Source organism: Falsiroseomonas oryziterrae, assembly GCF_021864505.1.
Classification (GTDB): domain Bacteria; phylum Pseudomonadota; class Alphaproteobacteria; order Acetobacterales; family Acetobacteraceae; genus Falsiroseomonas; species Falsiroseomonas oryziterrae.
In genome coordinates this window covers 1-21,675 of the sequence record NZ_JAKJIB010000032.1, presented here as the reverse complement: position 1 = coordinate 21,675, position 21,675 = coordinate 1, and the positions used below count along the sequence as shown (strand labels likewise).

General features: G+C 72.5%; 18 protein-coding genes. 8 read left to right on the top strand and 10 right to left on the bottom strand.

Features of this window, described 5'->3' with window-relative positions; all coding sequences use genetic code 11:
* Together L2I40_RS05025 and L2I40_RS05020 are read left to right on the top strand one after the other, a co-directional pair.
* Positions 1–747: alpha-E domain-containing protein (locus L2I40_RS05025; RefSeq protein ID WP_237213778.1), on the top strand; the 747-nt coding region annotated here is incomplete at its 5' end.
* Positions 744–1,613, top strand: a complete 870-nt coding sequence (locus L2I40_RS05020) for a transglutaminase family protein (RefSeq protein WP_237213777.1) — start codon at positions 744–746, stop codon at positions 1,611–1,613. The genes L2I40_RS05025 and L2I40_RS05020, both read left to right, overlap by 4 nt.
* A gap of 4 nt (positions 1,614–1,617) precedes the next feature.
* On the opposite strand, the gene L2I40_RS05015 is transcribed toward L2I40_RS05020, so the two are convergent.
* A complete protein-coding gene (locus L2I40_RS05015; RefSeq protein ID WP_237213776.1) occupies positions 1,618–2,601 on the bottom strand; it encodes a Bug family tripartite tricarboxylate transporter substrate binding protein in 984 nt (327 codons plus the stop codon).
* Between the two features lie 90 nt (positions 2,602–2,691).
* On the opposite strand from L2I40_RS05015, the gene L2I40_RS05010 reads away from it, so the two are divergent.
* Complete coding sequence (locus L2I40_RS05010) at positions 2,692–3,603, top strand: dihydrodipicolinate synthase family protein (RefSeq protein ID WP_237213775.1); 912 nt, start codon at positions 2,692–2,694, stop codon at positions 3,601–3,603.
* Positions 3,600–4,775, top strand: a complete 1,176-nt coding sequence (locus L2I40_RS05005; RefSeq protein ID WP_237213774.1) for a mandelate racemase/muconate lactonizing enzyme family protein — start codon at positions 3,600–3,602, stop codon at positions 4,773–4,775. The genes L2I40_RS05010 and L2I40_RS05005 overlap by 4 nt, the downstream gene beginning before the upstream one ends.
* A 2-nt stretch (positions 4,776–4,777) precedes the next feature.
* Here L2I40_RS05005 and L2I40_RS05000 read toward each other — a convergent pair whose 3' ends face one another.
* The 3 genes from L2I40_RS05000 to L2I40_RS04990 are packed head-to-tail and all read right to left on the bottom strand — an operon-like array spanning position 4,778 to position 8,819.
* On the bottom strand, positions 4,778–6,544 hold the full coding sequence (locus L2I40_RS05000; protein ID WP_237213773.1) for an adenine deaminase: 1,767 nt from the start codon (positions 6,542–6,544) through the stop codon (positions 4,778–4,780).
* A complete protein-coding gene (locus L2I40_RS04995; RefSeq protein WP_237213772.1) occupies positions 6,541–8,133 on the bottom strand; it encodes an ABC transporter substrate-binding protein in 1,593 nt (530 codons plus the stop codon). The genes L2I40_RS05000 and L2I40_RS04995 overlap by 4 nt, the downstream gene beginning before the upstream one ends.
* Positions 8,130–8,819 (bottom strand): phosphoribosyltransferase, encoded by a 690-nt coding sequence (locus L2I40_RS04990; protein WP_237213771.1) that lies wholly within the window; start codon positions 8,817–8,819, stop codon positions 8,130–8,132. Before L2I40_RS04990 ends, L2I40_RS04995 begins: the two co-directional genes overlap by 4 nt.
* A 68-nt stretch (positions 8,820–8,887) precedes the next feature.
* Here L2I40_RS04990 and L2I40_RS04985 point away from each other — a divergent pair, with 68 nt between their 5' ends.
* Together L2I40_RS04985 and L2I40_RS04980 are read left to right on the top strand one after the other, a co-directional pair.
* Positions 8,888–10,063, top strand: a complete 1,176-nt coding sequence (locus L2I40_RS04985; protein WP_237213770.1) for a M20 aminoacylase family protein — start codon at positions 8,888–8,890, stop codon at positions 10,061–10,063.
* Complete coding sequence (locus L2I40_RS04980) at positions 10,060–10,989, top strand: nucleoside hydrolase (RefSeq protein ID WP_237213769.1); 930 nt, start codon at positions 10,060–10,062, stop codon at positions 10,987–10,989. The genes L2I40_RS04985 and L2I40_RS04980 overlap by 4 nt, the downstream gene beginning before the upstream one ends.
* Positions 10,990–10,997: 8 nt before the next feature.
* On the opposite strand, the gene L2I40_RS04975 is transcribed toward L2I40_RS04980, so the two are convergent.
* The 3 genes from L2I40_RS04975 to L2I40_RS04965 form a co-directional block, all read right to left on the bottom strand.
* Positions 10,998–13,898, bottom strand: coding sequence for an ATP-binding protein (locus L2I40_RS04975; RefSeq protein ID WP_237213768.1), 2,901 nt, complete (start codon positions 13,896–13,898; stop codon positions 10,998–11,000).
* An 8-nt stretch (positions 13,899–13,906) separates the two neighbouring features.
* Positions 13,907–14,878 carry a TRAP transporter substrate-binding protein gene (locus L2I40_RS04970; RefSeq protein WP_237213767.1) on the bottom strand — a complete coding sequence of 324 codons (972 nt, stop codon included), beginning with the start codon at positions 14,876–14,878 and terminating at the stop codon, positions 13,907–13,909.
* A gap of 259 nt (positions 14,879–15,137) precedes the next feature.
* Positions 15,138–16,445, bottom strand: coding sequence for a Coenzyme F420 hydrogenase/dehydrogenase, beta subunit C-terminal domain (locus tag L2I40_RS04965; RefSeq protein WP_237213766.1), 1,308 nt, complete (start codon positions 16,443–16,445; stop codon positions 15,138–15,140).
* 82 nt (positions 16,446–16,527) lie between these two features.
* Between L2I40_RS04965 and L2I40_RS04960 the strand changes: the two genes are divergently transcribed.
* A complete protein-coding gene (locus L2I40_RS04960; RefSeq protein WP_237213765.1) occupies positions 16,528–16,962 on the top strand; it encodes an OsmC family protein in 435 nt (144 codons plus the stop codon).
* A gap of 21 nt (positions 16,963–16,983) precedes the next feature.
* On the opposite strand, the gene L2I40_RS04955 is transcribed toward L2I40_RS04960, so the two are convergent.
* Genes L2I40_RS04955 through L2I40_RS04945 form a run of 3 tightly spaced genes read right to left on the bottom strand, consistent with a single transcriptional unit; the run spans position 16,984 to position 19,935 of the window.
* Positions 16,984–18,309 (bottom strand): TRAP transporter large permease, encoded by a 1,326-nt coding sequence (locus tag L2I40_RS04955; protein ID WP_237213764.1) that lies wholly within the window; start codon positions 18,307–18,309, stop codon positions 16,984–16,986.
* A gap of 19 nt (positions 18,310–18,328) precedes the next feature.
* Positions 18,329–18,853, bottom strand: a complete 525-nt coding sequence (locus tag L2I40_RS04950) for a TRAP transporter small permease subunit (protein WP_237213763.1) — start codon at positions 18,851–18,853, stop codon at positions 18,329–18,331.
* The gene (locus L2I40_RS04945; protein WP_237213762.1) at positions 18,850–19,935 is read right to left on the bottom strand and encodes a TRAP transporter substrate-binding protein; all 1,086 of its coding nucleotides are present in this window, start codon (positions 19,933–19,935) and stop codon (positions 18,850–18,852) included. Before L2I40_RS04945 ends, L2I40_RS04950 begins: the two co-directional genes overlap by 4 nt.
* Before the next feature lie 195 nt (positions 19,936–20,130).
* On the opposite strand from L2I40_RS04945, the gene speB reads away from it, so the two are divergent.
* Positions 20,131–21,015 carry an agmatinase gene (gene speB, locus L2I40_RS04940; protein ID WP_237213761.1) on the top strand — a complete coding sequence of 295 codons (885 nt, stop codon included), beginning with the start codon at positions 20,131–20,133 and terminating at the stop codon, positions 21,013–21,015.
* Positions 21,016–21,675 lie beyond the last annotated feature (660 nt).

Here is a 21,675-nt window from a genome sequence, read left to right as displayed (position 1 = left end):
GCCGCGGCGGGCGGTGCGCTGCCCGCCCTGATCGATGCGGTGGAGCGCCCGCAGGCCGCGGTGCGCGATCGGCTGACGCATGACATGTGGGCCGCCTTCGCGCGGCTCGGCCAGGAAGGCCGCGCGCGGCTCGCCGCCAGTGCGGCGGGGCTCGATGCGCTGGCCGACGCCGCGACCGCCATCATCCGCATCTGCACCAACTTGTCGGGCCTCGCGGCCGAGAACATGGTGCGCGGCGGCGCCTGGATGTTCCTCGACCTCGGCCGGCGCATCGAGCGCGCGCAGGTCACCGCGCGCAACATCGGCCATGCGCTGTCGGAGCCGGCCTCGCGGATCGAGGCCGGGCTGCGCCTCGCGCTCGAGCTCTGCGATTCCACGCTGACCTACCGCGCGCGCTACCTCGGCGTCGTGCAGCCCGCGCCGGTGCTCGACCTCGTGCTCGCGGACCCGTCCAACCCGCGCGCGCTCGCCTTCCAGCTGTCCGCCGTGGCGGAGCGCCTGGCCGAGCTCGGCGAGGCCGAGGACAGGCTGGCCGCCACCGCCGCGATGCTGGCGGCGCGTCCGCAGGCGCTCGTGGACCAGATCCTGCTGGCCGCCGACCGCGACGCCGCCGCGTCGGGCCTGCCGGATGCCCTCCTCACGCTTGAGGAAGAGATCGGCGCGCTCTCCGATTCCGTGGCGCGCCGCTATGTCAGCCATGTCCGCGCGCGCGTCCTCGGCGAGGACGAGCCGGAGGGCGTGGCGTGACCCGCTATGCGCTGCGCCACGCGACGCGCTACCGCTACGCGGCACCCGTCGATCTTGCGACGCATCTGCTGCACCTGACGCCGCGCGTGTTGCCCGGCCAGTCGGTCGAGGTCGCGTCCATCACCGTCGCCCCGCTGCCGACATACCGTAAGGATGGCAACGATCACTTCGGCAACGGCGTAGCCTGGCTCTCCATCGAGGCGCCGCATGAGGCGCTGGAGGTCGTGCTGGATGCGACCGTGGAGGTGTCCTTCCCACCGCCGCCCGAAGCGGGCGCGACGCCGCCCTGGGAAGACGTGCGCGATGCCGCGCGGCGCCCGGAGGGCTGGGATGCCGTCGAGTTCTCCCTGCCGAGCCCGCTCGCGCCCGCGGAGCCAGCTGCCGGCGCCTATGCGGCGCGGAGCTTCCCGGCGGGCCGCCCGGTGCTCGCCGGGCTGCTCGACCTCATCGCGCGCATCAAGCGCGACTTCACCTTCAAGCCCGGCGTCACGACGATCTCCACGCCGGTCGCGCAGGTGCTGAGCCTGCGCGCTGGCGTCTGCCAGGACTTCGCGCATCTGATGATCGCGGGGCTGCGGGCGCTCGGCCTGCCGGCGCGCTACTGCTCGGGCTATGTCCGCACGCGGCCGCCGCCGGGCCAGGCACGTCGCCAGGGCGCCGACCAGAGCCACGCCTGGGTCGGCTGCTGGCTGGGCCCCGATTTCGGCTGGGTCGATCTCGACCCGACCAACAACCTCGTCGTGCAGGACGAGCATGTGCTGCTCGGCTGGGGCCGCGACTTCGCCGATGTGAGCCCGGTGACGGGCATCCTGCTCGGCGGCGGCCGGCAGGCGCTCGAGGTCAGTGTCGACCTCGTGGAGGCCTGAGCGGTCAGGACTCCACGACGATGTTCTGGCTGCGCGCGAGGTCGCGGAACGTCGCGATCTCGCGGGCGATCAGCGCGGCGAAGCTCTCCGGCGTCGTCTCCCGCGGCATCTCGAGGAACTGCTGGCGGTAGCGCTCCTGCGTCTCCGCGCTGCGCAGGAAGCCTTGCGTCTCCGCCGCGAGGCGCGCGAGCACCGGCGCCGGCGTGCCGGCGGGAGCCGCCAGCCCGTGCCAGGAGGCAAGCTCGACGCCCGGGAAGGTCTCGTTGAGCGCCGGCAGGTCCGGATAGCTCGGCATCCGCGCCGGCGCGGTCGTGGCGAGCGCACGGATGCGCCCCTCGCGGATCAGCGCCGCCGTCGTGGCCGCGACGTCGAGCGAGCAGTCCACCGTGCCCGCCAGCAGCGCCTGCAGCAGCGGCCCGCCGCCTGCGAAGGGCACATGCGTCATGCGGATGCCCGCGCGCGCCATGAACAGCTCCATGCCGAGATGCAGCGAGGAGCCGACGCCGGAGGAGCCGAAATTGATCGCCTCCGGCCGCGCCCGCGCCGCCGCGACGAGTTCGGCGACACTGTTCACCTGCGGCAGCTTCTGCGGGTTGACCAGCAGCAGTGCCGGCGTCACGGCGAGATTCGCGATCGGCGCGAAATCCTCGAGCGGGCGGTAGGGCAGGGGCTGCCGCCGCACCGCCGGGACGATCGCGTTGGCGGCGATGTTGATCAGGCCGATCGTGTAGCCGTCCGGCGTGCTCTTCGCGAGCGCGTCCACCCCGATCGTGCTGCCCGCGCCGCCGCGGTTCTCCACCACGACGCCCTGGCCGAGCGCGCCCTGCAGATGCGCCGCCAGCATGCGTCCGACGATGTCGGCGGCACCGCCGGGCGGGAAGGGCACGATGAGACGGACCGGTCGCGCCGGCCAGGCCTGCGCGCCGGCCAGCGACGGCGCGGCGATGGTCCCCAAGGCAGCGGCGATGACGAGGCGGCGGGTGGTCATGGCGTTTCTCCCTCGCCTCGGCTTGCGGTGGCCGGGCGCTTGCGGCGAAGTGTGCGCTCTGCGGCGCGCGGGTCAACGGGGAGAAACGGCATGGGCGCAACGATTCGCGGGGTCTTTCCCGTCCTGCCCACGCCCTTTGCGCCGGACGGCGCGCCCGACCGCGCGGCCTTCCTGCGGCTCGCCGATTTCGCGCTCGAGGCGGGCGTGGACGGCGTGGTGTTCCCCGGCATGGCGAGCGAGGTCGAGACGCTGACCGCCGCGGAGCGCGCGGACATGGTCGCTGCCCTCGGCGCGCATCTCGACGGCCGCACCACCTTCGTCGTCGGCGCGAGCCATGCCGACCCGGCGGAGGCCGCCGCCCGCGCGCGGGAAGGCCAGGCGGCGGGCGCCGTCGCCGCGATGATCATGGCCCCGCCCGGCTGCGGCCAGGATGTCGCGAAGCATGTCGCCTTCTATCGCGCGTTCGCGGAGGCCGCGCCCGGCATCGTCATCATGCTGCAGAACGCCCCGGCGCCGAACGGCGCCGGCCTGCCGCCCGAGGCGGTCGCGGCGGTCGCCGCCGAGGTGCCAGCGATCCGCTATGTGAAGGAGGAGACGCTGCCCTGCGGCCAGCACGTCACGCGCATCCTGGCTGCCGCGACGGGTCTCGATGGCGTGATGGGCGGCGCCGGCGCGCGCTTCGTGCTCGACGAACTGGCCCGCGGCGCCTGCGGCACCATGCCGGCGCTCGAGATCGCCGATGCGCATGTCGCGCTCTGGCGCGCCTGGCAGCGCGGCGACCGCGCCGAGGCGCGGCGGATCTACACGCTGACCCTGCCGTTGCTCGCGCAGCAGATGACCTTCCGGGTGCGCGCGACGAAGGAAGTGCTGCGGCGCCGCGGCCTGCTGGAGCACACGAGCGCCCGCGCCACGGGACCGAAGCTCGACGCAGGCGACATGATCGAGATCGGGGAGTTGCTCGCCACCGCCGCGCCGGCGCTCACCATGCATCCTCCGGCATGACGGACCGAATCGAGAAGGTCTCGGCCTTCGTCGTCGAGATCCCGCGCGAGACGCCCTATCTCGGCCCGCTGCGCGAGGGCGAGACGATCAACCGCCGTGGCTATGTCGTGCGCCGCGGCAACCGCACACTCTACCCGACCGCGGACCGCTCCGTCGTGCTGCGCATCGACACCGAGCAGGGGCTGACCGGCTGGGGCGAGACCTATGGCATCGTCGCCCCCGAAGCCGTGCGCGCCATCGTGGACGACGTGCTTGCCCCCGTGCTGGAGGGCCGCGAACCGTCCGCGCCGGCGGTGATCCACGAGGATCTCTACGACCTGATGCGCGTGCGCGGCTTCTTCGGCGGCTTCTATCTCGACAGCCTGGCCGCGGTCGACATCGCGCTCTGGGACCTTCTCGGCAAGCGGCTGGGCGTGCCGGTCTCGACGCTGCTCGGCGGGCGGCGGCACGAGACCATCCCGGCCTATGTCTCGGGCCTGCCGCGCGCGACGCTCGACGAACGCGTGGCCTTCGCGCGGGAGTGGCAGGGCAGGGGGTTCCGCGGCTTCAAGTTCGCCGCCGTCGTCGCCGATGACGGCGCCGAGGCCGAGATCGCCGCGCTGCGCGAGGGCCTCGGCCCGCAGGCGGAGATCATGGCCGACCTGCATTGGCGCCACACCGCGCCCGAGGCGATCCGCCTGATCCGGCGCCTCGAGAAGCACAACCTTTCCTTCGCCGAAGCGCCCTGCGCGCCGGAGGATATCGAGGGCATCGCGCAGGTCGCGCGCGCGGTGGGCGTGCCGGTCGCGCTCGGCGAGGAGTTGCGCACTGTCTTCGAATGGCAGCCGCGCCTCGCCGCGCGTGCCTTCGGGATCGGGCAGCCGGAGATGGGCCGCACCGGCATCACGGAATTCGCGCGGATTGGCGCGCTGCTGCACGCCAACCACCTGGCCGTCATGCCGCATGCGACGATTGGCGTCGGCCTGTTCCACGCCGCCAGCCTGCAGGCCAGCAGCACGCTGCAGCGCCTGCCCTGGCACGAATACCAGCACAGCATCTTCGAGCCGAATTTGCGCCTGACGCAGCCGACCGGCACGCGCCACATGGGCTGCGCGGCTGGCTTCTACTCGCTGCCGGACGGACCCGGCCTCGGCGTCGAGCCGTCCGAGGAGATGCTGCGGCTGCTAACCTGAGGTCAGGCCGGCAGCACCTCCGCCGGATCGAAGATCTCGCCCGTGCCGCCATCCGTCAGCCCGAGGTCGGTCGGATGCGGCCCGGCATTGCAGGCGAGCGACAGGCCCGTCAGGCCGCGGAAGATGCGGAAGGGCTGCTGCCAGTCGATCACCTGGTCGGCCGCCGCGCGCAACCGCGCGAAATTCGCCGCCGTCACCTCGGGCGGCGTCTCGGCCAGAAGCCCCGCGATGGGCAGCGGCAGCAGCGCGACCACCTTGCCCTCCCGCGCCACCGCCATGCCGCCGCCGCAGGCGATCAGCGCATTGGCGGCCGCCTGCATGTCGGCCGGGTCGCGGCCCAGCACCAGCAGGTTGTGGCTGTCATGGCTGATGGTGGTCGCGATGGCGCCGCGCGGCTCGCCCCAGCCATCGGTGATGCAGGTCTGCGGCTTCGCCGCGGTGCGGCCGTGGCGGTGGATGATGGTGATGCAGGCATGGCCCGGCGGCAGAACGGCGAAGCCGTTGCGCACGGCGACCTCCACCTGGCCCCACTTGCCGAAGCGCGCGCCTACGATCTTGCGCAGCTGCGCGCGACCGTCGCCGACGCCGTTCGCCCGCGGCATGAAGGCCTCGATCGGCTGAGGGCCGAGCTTCACCGTGCCGCGCGGCCCGTCCGTCCGGCGCGGCGGGGCGAGCAGCTTGCCGTCGCGCGCGACCAGCCGGCCGGCCGTGTAGACCCGCTCCACCGCGACCGAGGTCAATTCCGTCAGCACCACGATGTCGGCCTGCCGTCCCGGCGCCACCAGCCCGAGGTCGTCGCGCTTCAGCCGCATCGCCGCATGCAGCGTCGCCAGCCGGATCGCAGCGATCGGGTTCACGCCGCGCGCGATGACGCGGGCGATGGTGTCGCGCAGCCCGCCCTTCTCCATCAGCTCGTCGGGGAAGATGTCGTCCGTGCAGAGCACGAGGTTGGGCGGCAGCATCGGCAGCGCGGCGAGTGCCGTCAGCGCGCCCGGCAGCACATAGTCGTGGCTGCCGCGCAGCTCGACCGTCAGCCCCGCCTGCAGCTTCTGCAGGAAGTCGTCGGCATCGACGATCTCGTGGTCCGAGGTGACGCCCGCCGCGGCATAGGCCTGTAGGTCGGCGTCGCGCAGTCCGCGCGCATGGCCGTTGACGTTCTTGCCGCTGGCGAGCCCCGCGCCGACGATCCCGGTCATGTGCGGCGTGCCGCGCAGCACGCCCGGCATGTCCATCACCTCTGCGACGCCCGAGACCTCGGGCCAGGACAGCATCTCCGCCATCTCGGCCGCGCCGAATTCGGCACCGGCGACCTCGAGCCCCGGCGCGGAAGGCACGCAGGACGGGGCGGCGATCAGCGTGCGCAACGGCAGGTCGCGGCTTGCCTCGATCGCCCAGCGCACGCCGGGCAGGCCGAGCACATTCGCCAGCTCATGCGGATCCCAGACGCAGGTCGTGGTGCCGGCCGGGACGACGGTGGCGGCGTAGTCCGCCGGCGCCATCAGACTGCTTTCGTAGTGCAGGTGGCTGTCGATGAAGGCCGGCGCGAGGAAGCGGCCCGAGACGTCCTCCACCGCCGCCGCATCCTCGCGCGTACCGGTCGGGTGCACGCTCGCGATCAGCGACCCGACGATGCCGATATCGGCCTGGCGCAGCTGCCCGGTCGCGACATCCACCACGGTGCCGCCCGCCAGCAGCAGGTCGAAGGGCGCCGAGCCGCGGGCGGCCTGGACGGCGCGGGCGCGGATGGCCGGATCCATGGGGTCGTTCATCGCGCTGCCCTCCCGGCGCTGAAGGCCAGCGTCATCTCGTCGGTCCGCGCCTCATAGGTGATCCCCCGCCGCATCGCCCAGGTGTTCACCTGGAAGTAGAGCGGGATCAGCGCGGTCTGGTCGCGCAGCGCCATGCGCGTCGCCTGCTGCGTCAAGGCGCGCCGCTGCTCGTCGTTGATCGTGGTTCGCGCGCGCTGGATCAGCGCATCGATCTCTCGATTGCTGAAGCGGCCGCGATTGGCGGTGCCGAGGCCGAGCTGCGCATCCCAGGAATGGATCTGCGTCTCCAGCATCCCCAGCACCTCGGGGTTGGGCGAGAAGCCGGCGAGGTTGACACTGTAGCGCAGCTGCGCCGCCTCGCTCAGCCACACCGCGCGCGTGCGCGTCTCCACCGTCGCCGTCAGGCCGAGCCTCGTCCACATCTGCGCGATCGCCTGCACCACCTGCTCGTCATTGACGAAGCGGTCGTTCGGGCCGTTGACCTGCACGGCGAAGCCCTGCGCCCAGCCGGCCTCCGCCATCAGCCGTCGCGCGGCGTCGAGGTCGAAGGGCGGCGGCGTCAGGTCCGGCGAGGTGCCGAAATAGCCGGGCGGCCCGAGGTCGCCCGCCGCCAGGGCCTGGCCCTGCAGGACGCGGGAGACGAGCGCATCGCGGTTGATAGCGAGCGAGAGGGCGCGGCGCACCCGCGCATCGCGCAGCGGGTTGGCGATGCGCGACCCGTCCTTGCCGCGCACATGCGGGCTGTCCTCGCGGTCGGAATCGAGCGTCAGGAAGATCAGCCGGTTCGACGGGCTCTCGGCCACCGCGAAGCGCTGTGCCTCGGCGCGGAAGCGCGCGAAATGGTCGGGCGGGACGATCTCGATCAGGTCCACGTCACCCGCCTGCAGCGCCGCGACGCGCGCCCCGGCATTGGCGATCGGGCGGAACTCGACGCGCGCGAAGGCGGGCGCGGCGCCGTGGAAATTCGGGTTGCGCTCCATCACCACCGGGCTGCCCGGCTGCCAGGAGACGTGGCGGAACGGCCCGGTGCCGACCATGACGCGGCCGGCATTGTAGTCGGGCGTCGTCGCGCCCTCGCCATGCCGCTTGGAGACGATCATCACCAGCGCCAGGAAGTTCGGCAGCAGCGGCGTCGGCTGGTGGGTGCGGATGCGCAGCGTCGTCGCATCCACCGCCTCCACCGCCGCGATCGGCCGAGTCGCATAGCGGAAGGAGGACGGCGAGTTCGGCACGTCGCCGGCGCGCGCGATGGTGAAGGCGACGTCCTCCACGGTCACCGGCTGGCCGTCATGGAAGCGGGCGCGTGGATCGAGCGTGACCTCCCAGGTCGTCTCGTCCACCACGCGCATCGCGGTGGCGATGGCCGGGCGAAGGTCCTGGCGATGATCCTGCTCCATGAGCGGCTGGAAGACGTGGCGGCTGAAGGCGATGTTGGTGATCAGGCTGGCGAAATGCGGGTCGAGACTGGTCGGCCCTGCCTCCACCCCGATCCGCAGATTGTCCTGCGCCGCCGCATCGCGCGGCGCGCCGAGGAGCAAGGCCGGCGTGGCCAGCAGGGAGGCGGCAAGCAGGGCGGCGCGCAGCGTCATGCGGCGGGATCCTCGAACAACGGGCAGACATCATGCGGCGCGGAGCCCGGCACCGGCACCCAGCCGGCCGAGTCTCGCGCGAAGATCGGGGTGGCGAAGACGGCGCGCACCGGCACCTCCTCGCGCCAGTCGCGTCGCCAGCGATCGCCCTGCGCCATGGCGACCAGCAGCGCGACCGGAACCGTGCCGGCCGCCGCCAGCAGGTCGAGCCCGGCACGGGCCGAGGCGCCGGTCGAGATCACGTCGTCCACCAGCAGCACGCGCCGCCCCGCGAGCCGCGGCAGCAGGCGCGGATCGAGCCAGAGCCGCCGCTCGCCGGGCGAGGTGATCGACTGCGCGGCGACGCTCAGCCGCTCCTCGTACCAGCGCTTGCGCGACCAGCCCGGCGCCACCCAGTTCGGATGGCCGAGCGCCCGCGCGATGGCCGGCGCGAAGACCTGGCCGAGCGTCGGCAACCCCACGACCACCTCCGCCTCGAACGGCCGCGCCAGCTCCGTCATCCAGGCGGCGAGACGCTCGGCGATTGCGAAGCTCGCCTGGTTCGCGATCAGGCCCGCGACGGCGGTGTCGCCGAGGTCGCGCAGCGGCAGCATCAGCGCGGAGCCGTCGGGCATCGGCGCGGCGTAACGCTCGGTCCAGGCGCCGAGGCGTGCGGGGCGCGCGACGAAGGACTGCCAGTGCTCCATGCGCTCCGGGGTGGGTGGGGGCGGCGCAACGTGGCATGCTGCGCCCCTGCGCCGCAACCGGAGCCCCGATGCCGACACCAGAGGATCTCGCGCCGCTCGTGCCCGCCATGACGGCCTGGCGCCAGGACCTGCACCGGCATCCCGAACTCGGCTTCGAGGAGCGACGGACCGCCGCCTTCGTGGCCGAGACACTGCGCGGCTTCGGGATCGAGGTCGCCGAAGGAATCGCGCGCACCGGCGTCGTGGGAACCGTCCGGGGGCGCCCCGGCAACCGCGCCATCGCGCTGCGCGCCGACATGGATGCGCTGGCAATGACGGAGGCGACCGGCCTTGCCTATGCCTCCGCCACGCCCGGCCGGATGCATGCCTGCGGGCATGACGGGCACACCGCGATGCTGCTCGGCGCCGCGCATTGGCTCGCGAGGCATCGCGACCGCTTCGCCGGCACGGTCCACCTCGTCTTCCAGCCGGCCGAGGAATCGCTCGGCGGCGCGCGGGTGATGGTGGAGGAGGGGCTGCTCGACCGGTTCCCTGTCGACGCGATCTACGGTCTGCACAACCTGCCAGGCCTGCTGCTCGGCACAATCGCCGTGCCGAAGGGGCCGGTGCTGGCGAGTTCCGATACCTGGGAAGTGAGCTTCCGCGGCGCCGGCACGCATGGCGCCAAGCCGCATCTCGGCACCGATGCGGCGCTGGCCGCGGCGCAGTTCGTGACCGCGCTGCAGGCGATCGCCTCGCGCGAGGTGGATCCGCTCGGCACCGCGGTGGTCAGCGTCGGGCACATCGCGGCCGGGGACGCGGCTGCGCCCAACGTCATCCCGGCGCAGGTCTTCCTCAAGGGCACCGCCCGCGCATTGGACGAGGCGGTGCGCAGCCATGTCGAGACGCGCATCGCCGAGATCGCCCACGCCGTCGCCGCGCTGCACCGGCTGCAGGCCGAGCCGCGCTACATCCGCCGTCTCTCGCCCACGGTGAACCACGCCACGCAGGCCGCCATGATGGTTCGCGCCGCGCAGGCCTGCGCCGGCCCTGCCATGACGCGCGACGACCATCCGCCGATCACCGCCGGCGAGGACTTCTCCGAGTTCCTCGCCCGCATCCCCGGCGCCTATGCCTGGCTCGGCACCGGCGATCCCGCGCATCCCGAAGGCTGGCATCACAACCCGCATTTCGACTTCAACGACGCCGCCCTCGCGCATGGAGCGGCCTTCTGGTGCAGCCTGGTCGAAACGGAGCTCGCATGACCCCCAAGCCCTGCATCATCGACTGCGATCCCGGCACGGACGACGCGATCGCGCTCTGGCTCGCCCTCGCCTCGCCGGAACTGGACGTGCGGCTGGTGACGGTCGCGGGCGGCAATGTCGGCCTCGCGCGCACTTCGGCCAATGCCCGCGCCGTCATCGGCCTGACGGGCCGCACGCTGCCCATCGTGGCGGGCGCCGAGCGGTCGCTGCTGGCGGATTTCCGCGCCGAGCCCGCGGTCCATGGCCAGGATGGGCTGGGCGGGGTGCGCCTGCCCGAAGGCCCCCCGCTCGCGCCCGGCGTCGCGGCGGATGCGATCCGTGCGGAGTTGCGCGCGGCGGCGCCGGCCTCGGTCACCGTCATCGGTCTCGGCCCCGTCACCAACCTCGCGCTCGCCTTCGCGACCGAGCCGGCGCTGGCCGACCGCGTCGCCGAGATCGTCCTGATGTCGGGTGCCTGGACCGAGGGCAACATCACGCCGGCGGCGGAGTTCAACGCCTGGAACGACCCGGAGGCGCTCTCCGTCCTGCTCAACCTCGGCCGGCCGCTCGCCATGGCGACGCTCGACCTCACCGCGCAGGCCTTCGTCACGCCGGACCTCGTCGCGCGCATGGCGGAGCGCGCGGGCGGCGCCTGCTGGCGTGCGGCACTCGACATCCTGCGTGCGCTGCCGGCGTCCAAGCGCTTCGGCCATCGCGGCTTCCCGCTGCACGACCCGTGCGCGATCGCCTGGGCCATCGATCCCGGCCTGTTCGGTGCGCGCCCGGCGCGTTGCGAGATGGACCTCGCCGCCGGGCCGTCGCGCGGCCGCACCGTGATCGACCGCTGGGATCGCCTGGGCCGCCCCGCCAACCTCACGCTGCTCGAGACGCTCGACGCGGAGCGGTTCTTCGCCCTGCTCGCGGAGCGGATCGCCGGCCTGCCCTGACCTGGGGCTCAGTCGGCGGCCTGGGTGGCCAGGCGCGGCGATGGCGGGGCCAAGGCGAGTTCGGGGCGCGTGGCCGCTTCAAGCACGGGCAGCGTCGCGCCCGCGAGCCTGAGCACCTCGGCCAGTGCCGGTGCCGCATCGCCGCCCTTCCGCAACTCCTGCTGCAGCGTCTCCGTGGCCCGCGCCAGCCGCCTCGCGCCGAGCGTGCGTGCGGCGCCGAGCAGGCGATGTGCCAGGGTGCGCAGCCTGGCGGCGTCGTCCGCGATGCCCGCCGCGCCCAGCATGACGGTGACAGTGCGCAGCTCGGTCATGAAGGCCGCGATCACGGCATCGGCGGAGGCACCGAGGTCGCCACCGAGGCCAGCCAGCGCGGCCGCATCCACGAGCTGCGGCTCGGCGGCTGTCGCCGCCTCGGCGGCAGGCGGGGCGCCCTGGCCTGCGGCAAGCCGCGTGATCGCGGCGAGAAGGGCCTCGCGATCGATCGGCTTCGACAGGTGCCCATCCATGCCGGCCGCCTGGCACGCCGCGATCTGCTCGGGCAGCGCCGAGGCGGTCACCGCCAGCACGGGAACGCGGCCGCGGCGGCCGGGCAGCGCCCGGATGTGCCGCGTGGCGTCCAGCCCGTCCATGCCCGGCATCTGAACGTCCATGAGGATGACGTCGTAATCCGCCTGCCCCGCGGCGGCGAGTGCTTCGGCGCCGTCCGAGGCCGCGTCCACCCGATGCCCGGCAGCGACGAGCATGGCGCGCGCCACCATCCGGTTCGCGGCCACGTCGTCGGCGACGAGCACGCGCAGCGATTCGCCCGCCGCGCGCGCCGCTCCCGCGCCGCCGGCGGTCGTCGCCAGGGCAGGGGGTGCGACCTCCCGCAGCGGCAGCTCGACCCAGAACAGCGCGCCGGAGCGATGTTCGCTGTCGCACCCGATGCGTCCGCCCATCAGGGCCGCGAGGCGGGCCGAGATGGCAAGGCCGAGGCCGGTGCCGGACGTCTCCTCGCCCTGGTTCGGGAGCAGCTGCGAGAAATCCTCGAACAGCAGGTGGCGCTTCTCGGCCGGGATGCCCGGGCCCGTATCCTCGACCTCGATGCGAATCCCGCGCGCGCCCGCCTTCAAGGGCATGACGCGCAGGTCGATGCGGCCGCCGGTCGGCGTGAACTTCACCGCGTTCGAGAGGAGGTTGAGCAGCATCTGGCGCAGCCGGGTGGCGTCCACCTCGACGGCCTTCGGCGTGCCGGGCGCGATCTCGAGGGAGAACAGCAGCGCCTTGCGCGCCACCTCGGGGCCGAGAAGCCCGGCGCAGCCGTCCATCAGCTGGCGCAGCTCGACATGCCGGAGGTTGAGGTCGAGCTTGCCTGCCTCGATCTTCGACAGGTCAAGCAGACCGTTCACCAGCTCCAGCAGATGCCGGCCTGCATCCTGCAGGACCGAGATCTGCTCGCGCTGGTCGGGCGTCAGGGCCGGATCGCGCAACAGGACCTGCGTGAAGCCGAGGATTCCGTTCAGCGGCGTGCGCAGCTCATGCGACATGCGTGCGAGGAACTGCGTCTTCGCCTCCCCGGCCGCGCGCGCCGCATCGCGCGCGGCGGCAAGCTCCTCCATCGCGCGCTTGAGCTGGGTGATGTCGGTGCGGATGCCGACGGTCCCGCCATCCGGCGTGGAGCGTTCGGTGATCAGCACCCAGCGCCCGTCGGGCAGCAGCCGCTCGATCGGCGGGTTGTTGGAGTGGCGCCAGTAGTCCATCGCATCGATGAACGCCTCGATATCCGGACCGGCCTGCAGATACTGGCCGCGCAGCGCGCCTTCCCGGAGGATGTCGCGGAAATGCGCCCCCGGATGGATGAAGGGGGCCGAGATCGAGTAGAAATCCTTGTAGCGCTGGTTGCAGGCGATCAGGCGATCGTCGGGGCCGAACATGACGAAGCCGTCCGACATGCTGTCGAGCGCGCTTTCGAGCCGCGTGCGCCACGCCTGGCGCTCGGCCTCCACCTTCTCGCGCTGGTGCAGGCCGACGAGGAGCGCCGCGGCGAGCGCCATGACGAACAGGGCGAAGCCAGCCGCCACGGCCAGGGCGCGGTCGCGATCGGTGATCCAGCTCGCCAGCGCCGTCTCGAGCCGATAGGCGGTGACGATGACCAGAGTGGGGTAGAGCGTCGGGCGGACCGCGGTGACCACCGGTGCGTCGTCGAACCGGCTCCGCGACAGGTCCATGCCTGCCAGCACGCTCGCCGTCGGGGTCAGGGCCTGGCCGATCCGCTCCTCGTCGTGCGGCACGGAGGCGAGCAGCGTGCCGTCGCTGCGCTCCAGCGTCACCCGCAGGCCGGGCACCTCGCTGCCGAGCGACAGGAGCGTCGCGATCACCGGGACCGGCACCTCGGCCACCGCCGTCAGCGCGCCGAGGCCGGGCATCGCGATCGGCCGTGCGAAGAACAGCGCCCATTCGCCGGTCGCCGGGTTCCGGACGGGACCGCCGATGGCGACGCTGCCCGCGGCCGGCCCCGTCTCCACGAAGGCCGGGCCGAGTTCGATCGGCAGGCGCCGCCCCCGCGAGACGCCGAGGCCGGTTGCGAGCGGGATGCCGTCGCGGCCGATGATCATGACGTCGCGGAAGGTGAAGTTCTGGTTGTTCAGCTCGCGCAGCACCCGGGCGGCCCCGGCCGCGTCGAGCCTGCCGTCCCGGACGTAGGGCGCCAGGACCGTGGGCAGGCCCGCCAGCATGGCATCGACCTGCACGAAGTTCCGGTTGATGGAGGATTCGACGGCACGGCCGATGCGGTTCGCCGTGTCATGCGCCGCGACGAGCGCGGCCTCCCGCGACCGGTCGAGCAGCAGCCCGATCCCCAGGATCTGCGCCATCAGCGTCAGGAAGGCACCCGCGACGACAGCCCAGCGGAGGCGGCGGGTGGCCTGCATCGCGTCCGTCAGTCCGACCGGGCCCGGATGCCGAAGACGGGCGCGAGATAGACATTCCAGGCCTCCACGCAGTCGGGCCCGCAGCGATCGACCCAGCGCGGGAGCACGACCTCCGTCAGCAGCCTGCGCCGCCGGTCGGCATCCGCGGCCGAGACCGGTACGATCGTCATGGCACCGCGGCGCCCGAGCGTGCAGCCGGGCTGGCCGGCGTTGCAGGCGAGGCCGTCGCCCGTCTCGCGGTCGGCGGCCTGCCAGATCTGCGCCTCGAGCTCCCTGATGCCGGAGCGCAGCGTGTCCTGGACCGGTGGCGGCAAGGCCGCCCAGGTCGCGGCATTGGCGCCGAACACCGAAAGCCCCCAGCTCAGCGCCATGGTGTGGACATGCGTGGTCACCTCGAACAGGCCGATCGAATGCCCGGACAGCGTCCCGGTGATCGCGCATTCCACCACGCCGGCCCGCAGCGAGGGGAGGATCTCGGCGAAGGGGATCACGACCGCCGTGCCGCCGAGCGCCTGGACCAGCTCCGACTGGCCAACGGAGGAGGTGCGCACGCGCCGCCCCGCCAGGTCCCCGAGCCCGGCGAACGGCCGGGCGCAGAACAGGACCTGCGCCGGGTAGGTGTAGACGCCGAGCAACTCGATCCCGTAGCGCTCCTTCAGCAGCTGCGTCAGGCGCGGCAGGAAGGCGTCCACCGTGCGCCGCAGCGTGCCGATGTCGGGCGACAGGCCCGGAAGGTCCACCGCGTTCAGTTCCGGCTCCTCGGTCGCGGCGATCGGCAGGATCACCGTCCCGAAGGGGACGACGCCGAGCCGCATGAGCTGCAGCATCTCCTGTCCGCGGATCCCGCTGCGGTCGAAGGGCTGGATCTCGGCCACCACACGCCCGGCGGTCAGGTCCGTGATGCGGCGGCGCCAGAACGGCTCCTCGAACCGGACAAATTGGCTCACATCCGCCAGCCCGCCGATGACCTTGAGGTGCATCGGCTCGTCGGCCGCGGCTGGGCGCAGTGCGCCGGACCACAAGGCCGCGCCCAGCAGCCAAGCCACCGCAAGACCGATCAGCTCTACCCGCCTTCTGCGGGGCGCCCGCGCCATTTGCCTCTCCGCTTGAACCCGGGGCCGGAAGGGGACAAGGCCGTGTCTGTTCTGGCGATCCATCGCCCGGATGGCAAGTTCAGGCATCGCTGCGGCAACCATTTGGAACATGGCGCTCCATGGGCGGTCCGCAGTTGACGGAGCGTTAGGAGGACCCGCCGCGAGGCGGCCGTCCTGCCCCCTGCGCCGGCTCTGTCCCCTGCGCCAGCGCCGCCGCCTGCGTCTCGCCCGGTTGCGGCGATAGGCCATAGGGCGCGACCAGGGCCCACACATGGGCCGGAACCATGCTCCGCAGCCGACGCGGCGCCTTCCGGCGGAGGAACAGGATCGTCTCGGCCGCCTTCATCTCGACCCGCGTCCTGGCGAATTCCAGCCCGCGCGGGCCCAGGCGCGGCATCAGCCAGCCCATGATCGGCCGCAGGAAGGCGGGCATCCGGCGCAGCGGCAGGCCGCCCGCGGCGCGTTCCGTGTTGGCGATGAACCCCTTCACGGCGCCAGCCCGCCGCCCGGCGGAGCCCGGCGCCCGCGCCTCCAGCTCGTCACCGAGTGCCGCGATCAGCTCCTCCCCCCGTTCGTTGCGCACGAGCAGCCACTGCGCGCCAGTGCCGCCCATGTAGCCCACCGTGAGATCCGCCAGGACATTGGTGTAGTCCACGCAGGTCCGGCAGGTCAGCGGGAAGAAGTCGGGCGGCAGCCTGCTGATGGGCAGCTGCAGGAACGGGATCGTCCGCACCCGGCCATCCGCATGCCGCAGCTCGACCTGAAAATCCGCGCGGAACTCGAGATAGGTGACGGAGCCCGGGTCGGGGTCCAGCAGCTCCAGGAAGCGGTGGAACATCTCCGTCGTGGTGTTGTCCGAGCATGGCGTGCCGATCACGTAGAGCCGCTCGAGCCCAAGCCTGTCCTCGATGGCCCGCAGCGCATGGACCTGACACGGGATGCCGACCACGGCGAGCCGCCGGTGGCCCGCCTGCGCCGCCGGCTCCAGCAGGGCGAGGAGGGGTGCGAAGCCCATCTTCATGCCGCGGCAGGCGGCCATGTCCTCCGGCCGCGTCACGATCACCGGGCGGGGTTTCCAGCGGTCCTCGGGGTCGGCGGCCATGGCCAGGACCGCGTCGACCGCCCCGGTCTCGAGCAGCCGCTCGCCTATCCGGGTCGCGATGCCGGTCCATTGCGCGCCGTCACGGGGCGCGGCGAGCGAGGCGCGCAGCATCCGCCGGAATGGCCCGAAATGCAGCTCGTCGGGCCGGGCGGGATCCCGCGCCCGGCCATGCACCTGCGTCTCCAGCGCCGCGTAGTCGGGGCGGAGGAACTGGCAGGCCTGCCCGCAGGCCTTGGCGAGCGCCATGCGCGACAGCCCGCAATCGGTGCAGAGGGCGCGCGGGACCGGCTCGGCAAGGGGCGGCGCCCAGGGTCCCGCGGGAGGCGGCCCGGCCACGAGATCGTGCGGCATCGCGGATGAGGCTAATGCCATTCCCCGCGCGATGTCATGGTTTCGTGACACCCGCCCGGCGGGACAGCGGAGGGAGAGGGCGATGGCTTCGATCCGGCGCGAAGGCTCGGCAGTCTGGAAGGGGGCGGGCAAGGACGGGGCGGGGACCCTCACCACGCAGTCCGGCACGCTGCGCGGCACGCCCTATTCGTTCAACGCGCGCTTCGGCGACGGGCAGGGGACCAACCCCGAGGAGCTCATCGCCGCGGCCCATGCCGGCTGCTTCGCGATGGCGCTCGCCTTCCAGCTCTCCGGCGCCGGCCACCCGCCGGAGGAACTCGCCGCCTCCGCGCGGCTGACCATGGACCAGGAAGCCGGCGGCTGGCGCATCGCGCGCATCGCGCTGACGCTGCGTGCGCGCGTCCCCGGGCTCGGGCGGGAGAAGTTCGACGAGCTCGCTCAGGCCGCCAAGGCCAACTGCCCGGTCAGCAGGGTGCTGAACGCCGAGATCAGCCTCGAGGCGACGCTCGAGGCCTGAGGCGGCCGGCGCCGATCCGCGTCACCATCCGATCGCCGCCGGCAGCCAGGTGGCGATGGCGGGGAAGAAGAACACCAGCGCGACGGCCAGGATCTGCATCCCCACGAAGGGGATGACGCCGCGATAGATGTCGCCCGTGGTCACCTCGGGCGGCGCCACGCCGCGCAGGAAGAACAGCGCCCAGCCGAAGGGCGGCGTGAGGAACGACGTCTGCAGCATGACGCAGATCAGCATCGCCAGCCACACCGGGTCCACGCCGGCGGTGGCGAAGACCGGCAGGAAGATCGGCACGGCGATGTAGGAGATCTCGATCCATTCCAGGAAGAAGCCGAGCACGAAGATCAGCAGCAGCATGAACCAAATGTCGGCCGCGACGCCGCCGGGGAGGAACTCGAACAGGTCGTGCACCATCTGCTCGCCCTGCAGGCCGCGGAAGGACAGCGCGAAGACCTGGGCGCAGATCAGGATGAACATCATCATCGCGGTGATGCGCGCGGTGGTGCGCAGCGTCTCCACGACGAGGCCCGCGCTGAGCCGCCGGCCGATGGCGCAGACCACCAGCGCGCCGAGCGCGCCCATCGCCGCCGCTTCCGTCGGCGCCGCGATGCCCGCGATGATGGAGCCCAGCACCGCCATCACCAGCCCGACCGGCGGCGCGATCACCTTGAACAGCTTCACCAGCAGGTCGCGCGTCGAGGTCAGGGCGCGTTCCTCGGCCGGGACGGCGGGCACCATCTCGGGCCGCACGATCCCGAGCACCAGGATCCAGGCGCAGTAGATGCCGGCCAGCATCAGGCCGGGGAAGACCGCGGCGGCGAAGAGCGTGCCGACCGAGAGGTTCATGATGTCGGCCAGCAGGATCAGGATCAGCGAGGGCGGGATGATCTGGCCGAGCGTGCCGGAGGCGCAGATGACGCCGCAGGCGAGCCCCTTGTCGTAGCCGCGGCGCAGCAGCGCCGGCAGCGTCAGGAGGCCGAGCGTGACCACCGTCGCGCCGACGATCCCGGTCGTCGCGCCCATCAGCACGCCGACGAAGACGATGCCGAGGCCGAGGCCCCCGCGCAGCGCGCCCGACAGGCGCCCCACCACCTCCATCAGATCCTCGGCGAGGCGCGATTTCTCCAGCGCGACGCCCATGAAGACGAAGAGCGGGATCGCGAGCAGGGAGTAGTTGGTGACCACGCCGAAGATGCGGTGCGGCAGCAGGTTGAACAGCAGCGGCCCGAAGCCGAGCCAGCCGAAGACGAAGCCCGTCACGGCCAGCGTCAGCGCCACGGGGATGCCGATCATCAGCAGCCCGAAGAAGCCGACGAGCATCAGGATCGCGTAGATTTCCGTCAGCGGCATGGGAGTGTTGCGTCTCTTCTCAGGCCGCGCGCAGGCGCGAGACGGCGCGCAGCGTCTCGGCGGCGAACTGCGCCAGCAGCAGGGCGAAGCCCACGGGGATGAAGGCCTTCAGCGCCCAGCGATAGGGAATGCCGCCCGGATTGGGCGAGCCCTCGGCGTTGTTCCAGCTGACGCCGACATAGCGCCAGGACAGCCAGATCACGATCGCCGCGACCGCGATGCCCGCAAGCGCGGCGGCAAGGTCGATCGCCGCCTTCACGCGTTCCGGGAAGCCGGCATAGAGCACGTCCACGCGCACGTGCTCGCCGTGGCGCAGCGCATAGGCCGCGCCGATCAGCGCGATCGGCGACATCAGGTGCCATTCCAGCTCCTGCGCCCAGACGCTGCCGATCGAGAAGCCGTAGCGGAGCAGCACGTTCGACGCCATCACGACGACCAGCGCACCGACCGCGACGGCCGAGAGCTGGCCGACGCGGTCCACGACCAGGTCGATGGCCTCCGCGAGGCGCGCACTGCGCGCGCCCCTCAGCGTCGTCGCGCTCACGCGCGGCGGATCTTGTTGTGGTAGGGGACCTCGGAATACTCCGACCAGGCGTCGAAGCGCGCCTTGTAGGCCATGAAGCTCTCATGCACGCGGCGGGTGACCGGGTCGCGCGCGATCGCCTCGTCGAGCACCGCCGCGGTCTCGGTGCGCAGCCGGTCGGTGACCGGGTCCGGCAGCGGCGCGGCCATGACGCCGTGGTTGCGGATCAGGTCCTCCATCGCGTCGGCGTTGTTCTTCTGGCACCACGCTTCCGAGATCACGTTGCAGGCCGCGACCGCATTCTCCACGATCGCCTTGAGGTCGTTCGGGAGGCGGTTCCAGGCGGCCTTGTTGATGATCAGCTCGGACGCCGTCGCGGTCTCGTGCCAGCCGGTCGTGTAGTAGTGCTTCGCCACGCGCTGCAGGCCGAGCTGGCGGTCGAGGAACGGCCCGACGAACTCCGCCGCGTCGATCACGCCGCGCTCGAGGGCGGGGAAGATCTCGCCCGCCGGCAGCAGGCGCACATCCACGCCGAGCCGCTGGTAGACGCGCCCCGCAAGGCCGGGGATCCGCATCTTGAGGCCGCGCAGGTCCTCCACGCGCTCCACCGGGCGGCGGAACCAGCCGGTCATCTGCACGCCCGTGTTGCCGCAGAGGAAGGGGACGAGGTTGAAGCGGTCATAGACCTCGCGCCAGAGGTCGAGCCCGCCGCCGTCGTACATCCAGCCGTTCAGGCCCTGGAAGTTCAGCCCGAAGGGCACCGCGGTGAAGTACTGCGCCGCGAAGGTCTTGCCGGTCCAGAAATAGGCGTTGGCATAGTTCATCTCGACGATGCCGGAGGAGACGGCGTCGAAGCCCTCGGCCGCGGGGATCAGCTCGCCCGCGCCGAAGAACTGGATGCGGATGCGGTTGTTCGACATCCGCTGGATGCGGTCGATGAGGTCGCGCGCCGAGCCCGGGCCGGTGGAGTAGAAGGCGGCCTGCGGGCCGTAGAAGCTGGTCATCCGCCAGTTGAAGGTGGTCTGCGCGGTGGCCACGGCGGGCGCGGCAAGGGCGCCGGCCATGCCGCCGGCGGCACCGGCGAGGATGTTGCGTCTCTGCATGGAAGGCTCCCGGACAAGCGATTGCACAGCTTCAGCGGCCGACGGTGAGCAACCGGCGTGCCACGTCCCGCAACCGGCGTGCCACGTCAGGCGCGGTGCAGATCGTTTGCGCGCAAGCCGCGTTCTGCGAAGCTTCGCGTCGCACTGCCCGCGGCTTGGGCAGCGGCGATCCCAGTTGCGCAGCGGAGCACCCGGATGGCTCTCGTTCCCACCTTCGCCACCCCGCCGGGCTTCCTCGGGCTGCCGCTGCGCGAGCATGGGGCGATCGCCGTCGCCGGCATTCCGCTCGACCTCGGCACCACGAACCGCGCCGGCGCGCGCGAAGGGCCGGCCGCGATCCGCCGCGCCTCGCGCATGCTGGTGGACGGATCGCATCCGACGACGCGCGTGGACCCGAAGGGCCTGCCGCTCGCCGATGTCGGCGACTTCGCGCTCGCCCTCGGCGATCTCGATGCCAGCCTCGCGCTGATCGAGCGCCAGGCGGCCGATCATGCGCATCTCGTGGCGCTTGGCGGCGAGCACGGGATCACGCTGCCGCTGCTCCGCGTGCTGGCGCGCCGCGTCGGCGGGCCGCTCGCGCTGGTGCATTTCGACGCGCATCTCGACACCTGGCCCGAGAGCTTCGGCCAGCGCTTCTCGCACGGGCAGCCCTTCTTCCATGCGCTCGAGGAAGGGCTGGTGGACCCCAAGCGGATGATCCAGCTCGGCATCCGCTCGCCGGTCGAGCCCGAGATCATGGACTGGACGCGGGGCAGGGGCGTCACCGTGATCTCCGCCATCGATGCGCATGAGGCCGGACCCGCCGCCGTCGCGGCGCGCATCCGCGAGGTGGTGGGCGATGCACCGGCCTATCTCTCCTTCGACATCGACGCGCTCGATCCCGCCTTCGCGCCGGGCACCGGCACGCCGGAGGCGGGCGGCTTCGCGACCTGGCAGGTGCAGGCGATCCTGCGTCGGATCGGCGGCCTCGACTTCCGCGGCATGGACGTGGTGGAGGTGTGCCCGCCCTTCGACGTGGCGGAGGTCACGGCGCTCGCGGCGGCGACGGTCGCCTGGGAGTATCTCTGCCGGGCCGGCTGATCCTCTCCCGGAACTCTTCCGGCGCATTGCGTGAGACGCAAGCCGTCATGCGTCCACATCGGGAGGACGGCAGGAAGAGGGCTTGAAATTCCGGGCTCTCGCCGCTATTTCTCCGGGCGTCGCGCGGGATTGGCCCGTGCGGCGCAGTTCCGACGCCAGCGCACGTGCCGCGAGGCCCGCCGAAGGGCCACAAGCAACGACGGGACGCGTCTCTTGTCCGATCCGGCCACCCGTGGGCCGGCGAGTTCGAGGGAGCCACCTGTGTCGCCTGATCGCCGCGGCGCGAGACCCACTCGCGACCCAGCCAGCACCTGAGGCCAGACCCGCGCCCAGGGCCGAACCCCGCAAGGGGCGAGCCCCTGCGCGCGCGCCGTCGGGCCCTTGCGCGGCGCTCCGACCGCGTCCCGCCCAGCCGGGCGCGCCGCGTGCGGAGGACCGCGACAGGCCGCCTCGTGGCTCCCTTCTTCCCCGCCGCCGCGCCGTCCGATCCCCTCGGGCCGGCCGCGGCGGCGGGGCGTCCTCCACCGCCTGCGCTTCGGAACCCCTGCGATGACCGATCTCCGCTTCCGCGGCGCCGTCGCGCCGCTGCGTCGCCCCGCCCAGCCCGCGCTGCCGCCCCGCGTGGACGCGCTCGTCGCGCGCCTGCGGCCCGTGGAACTG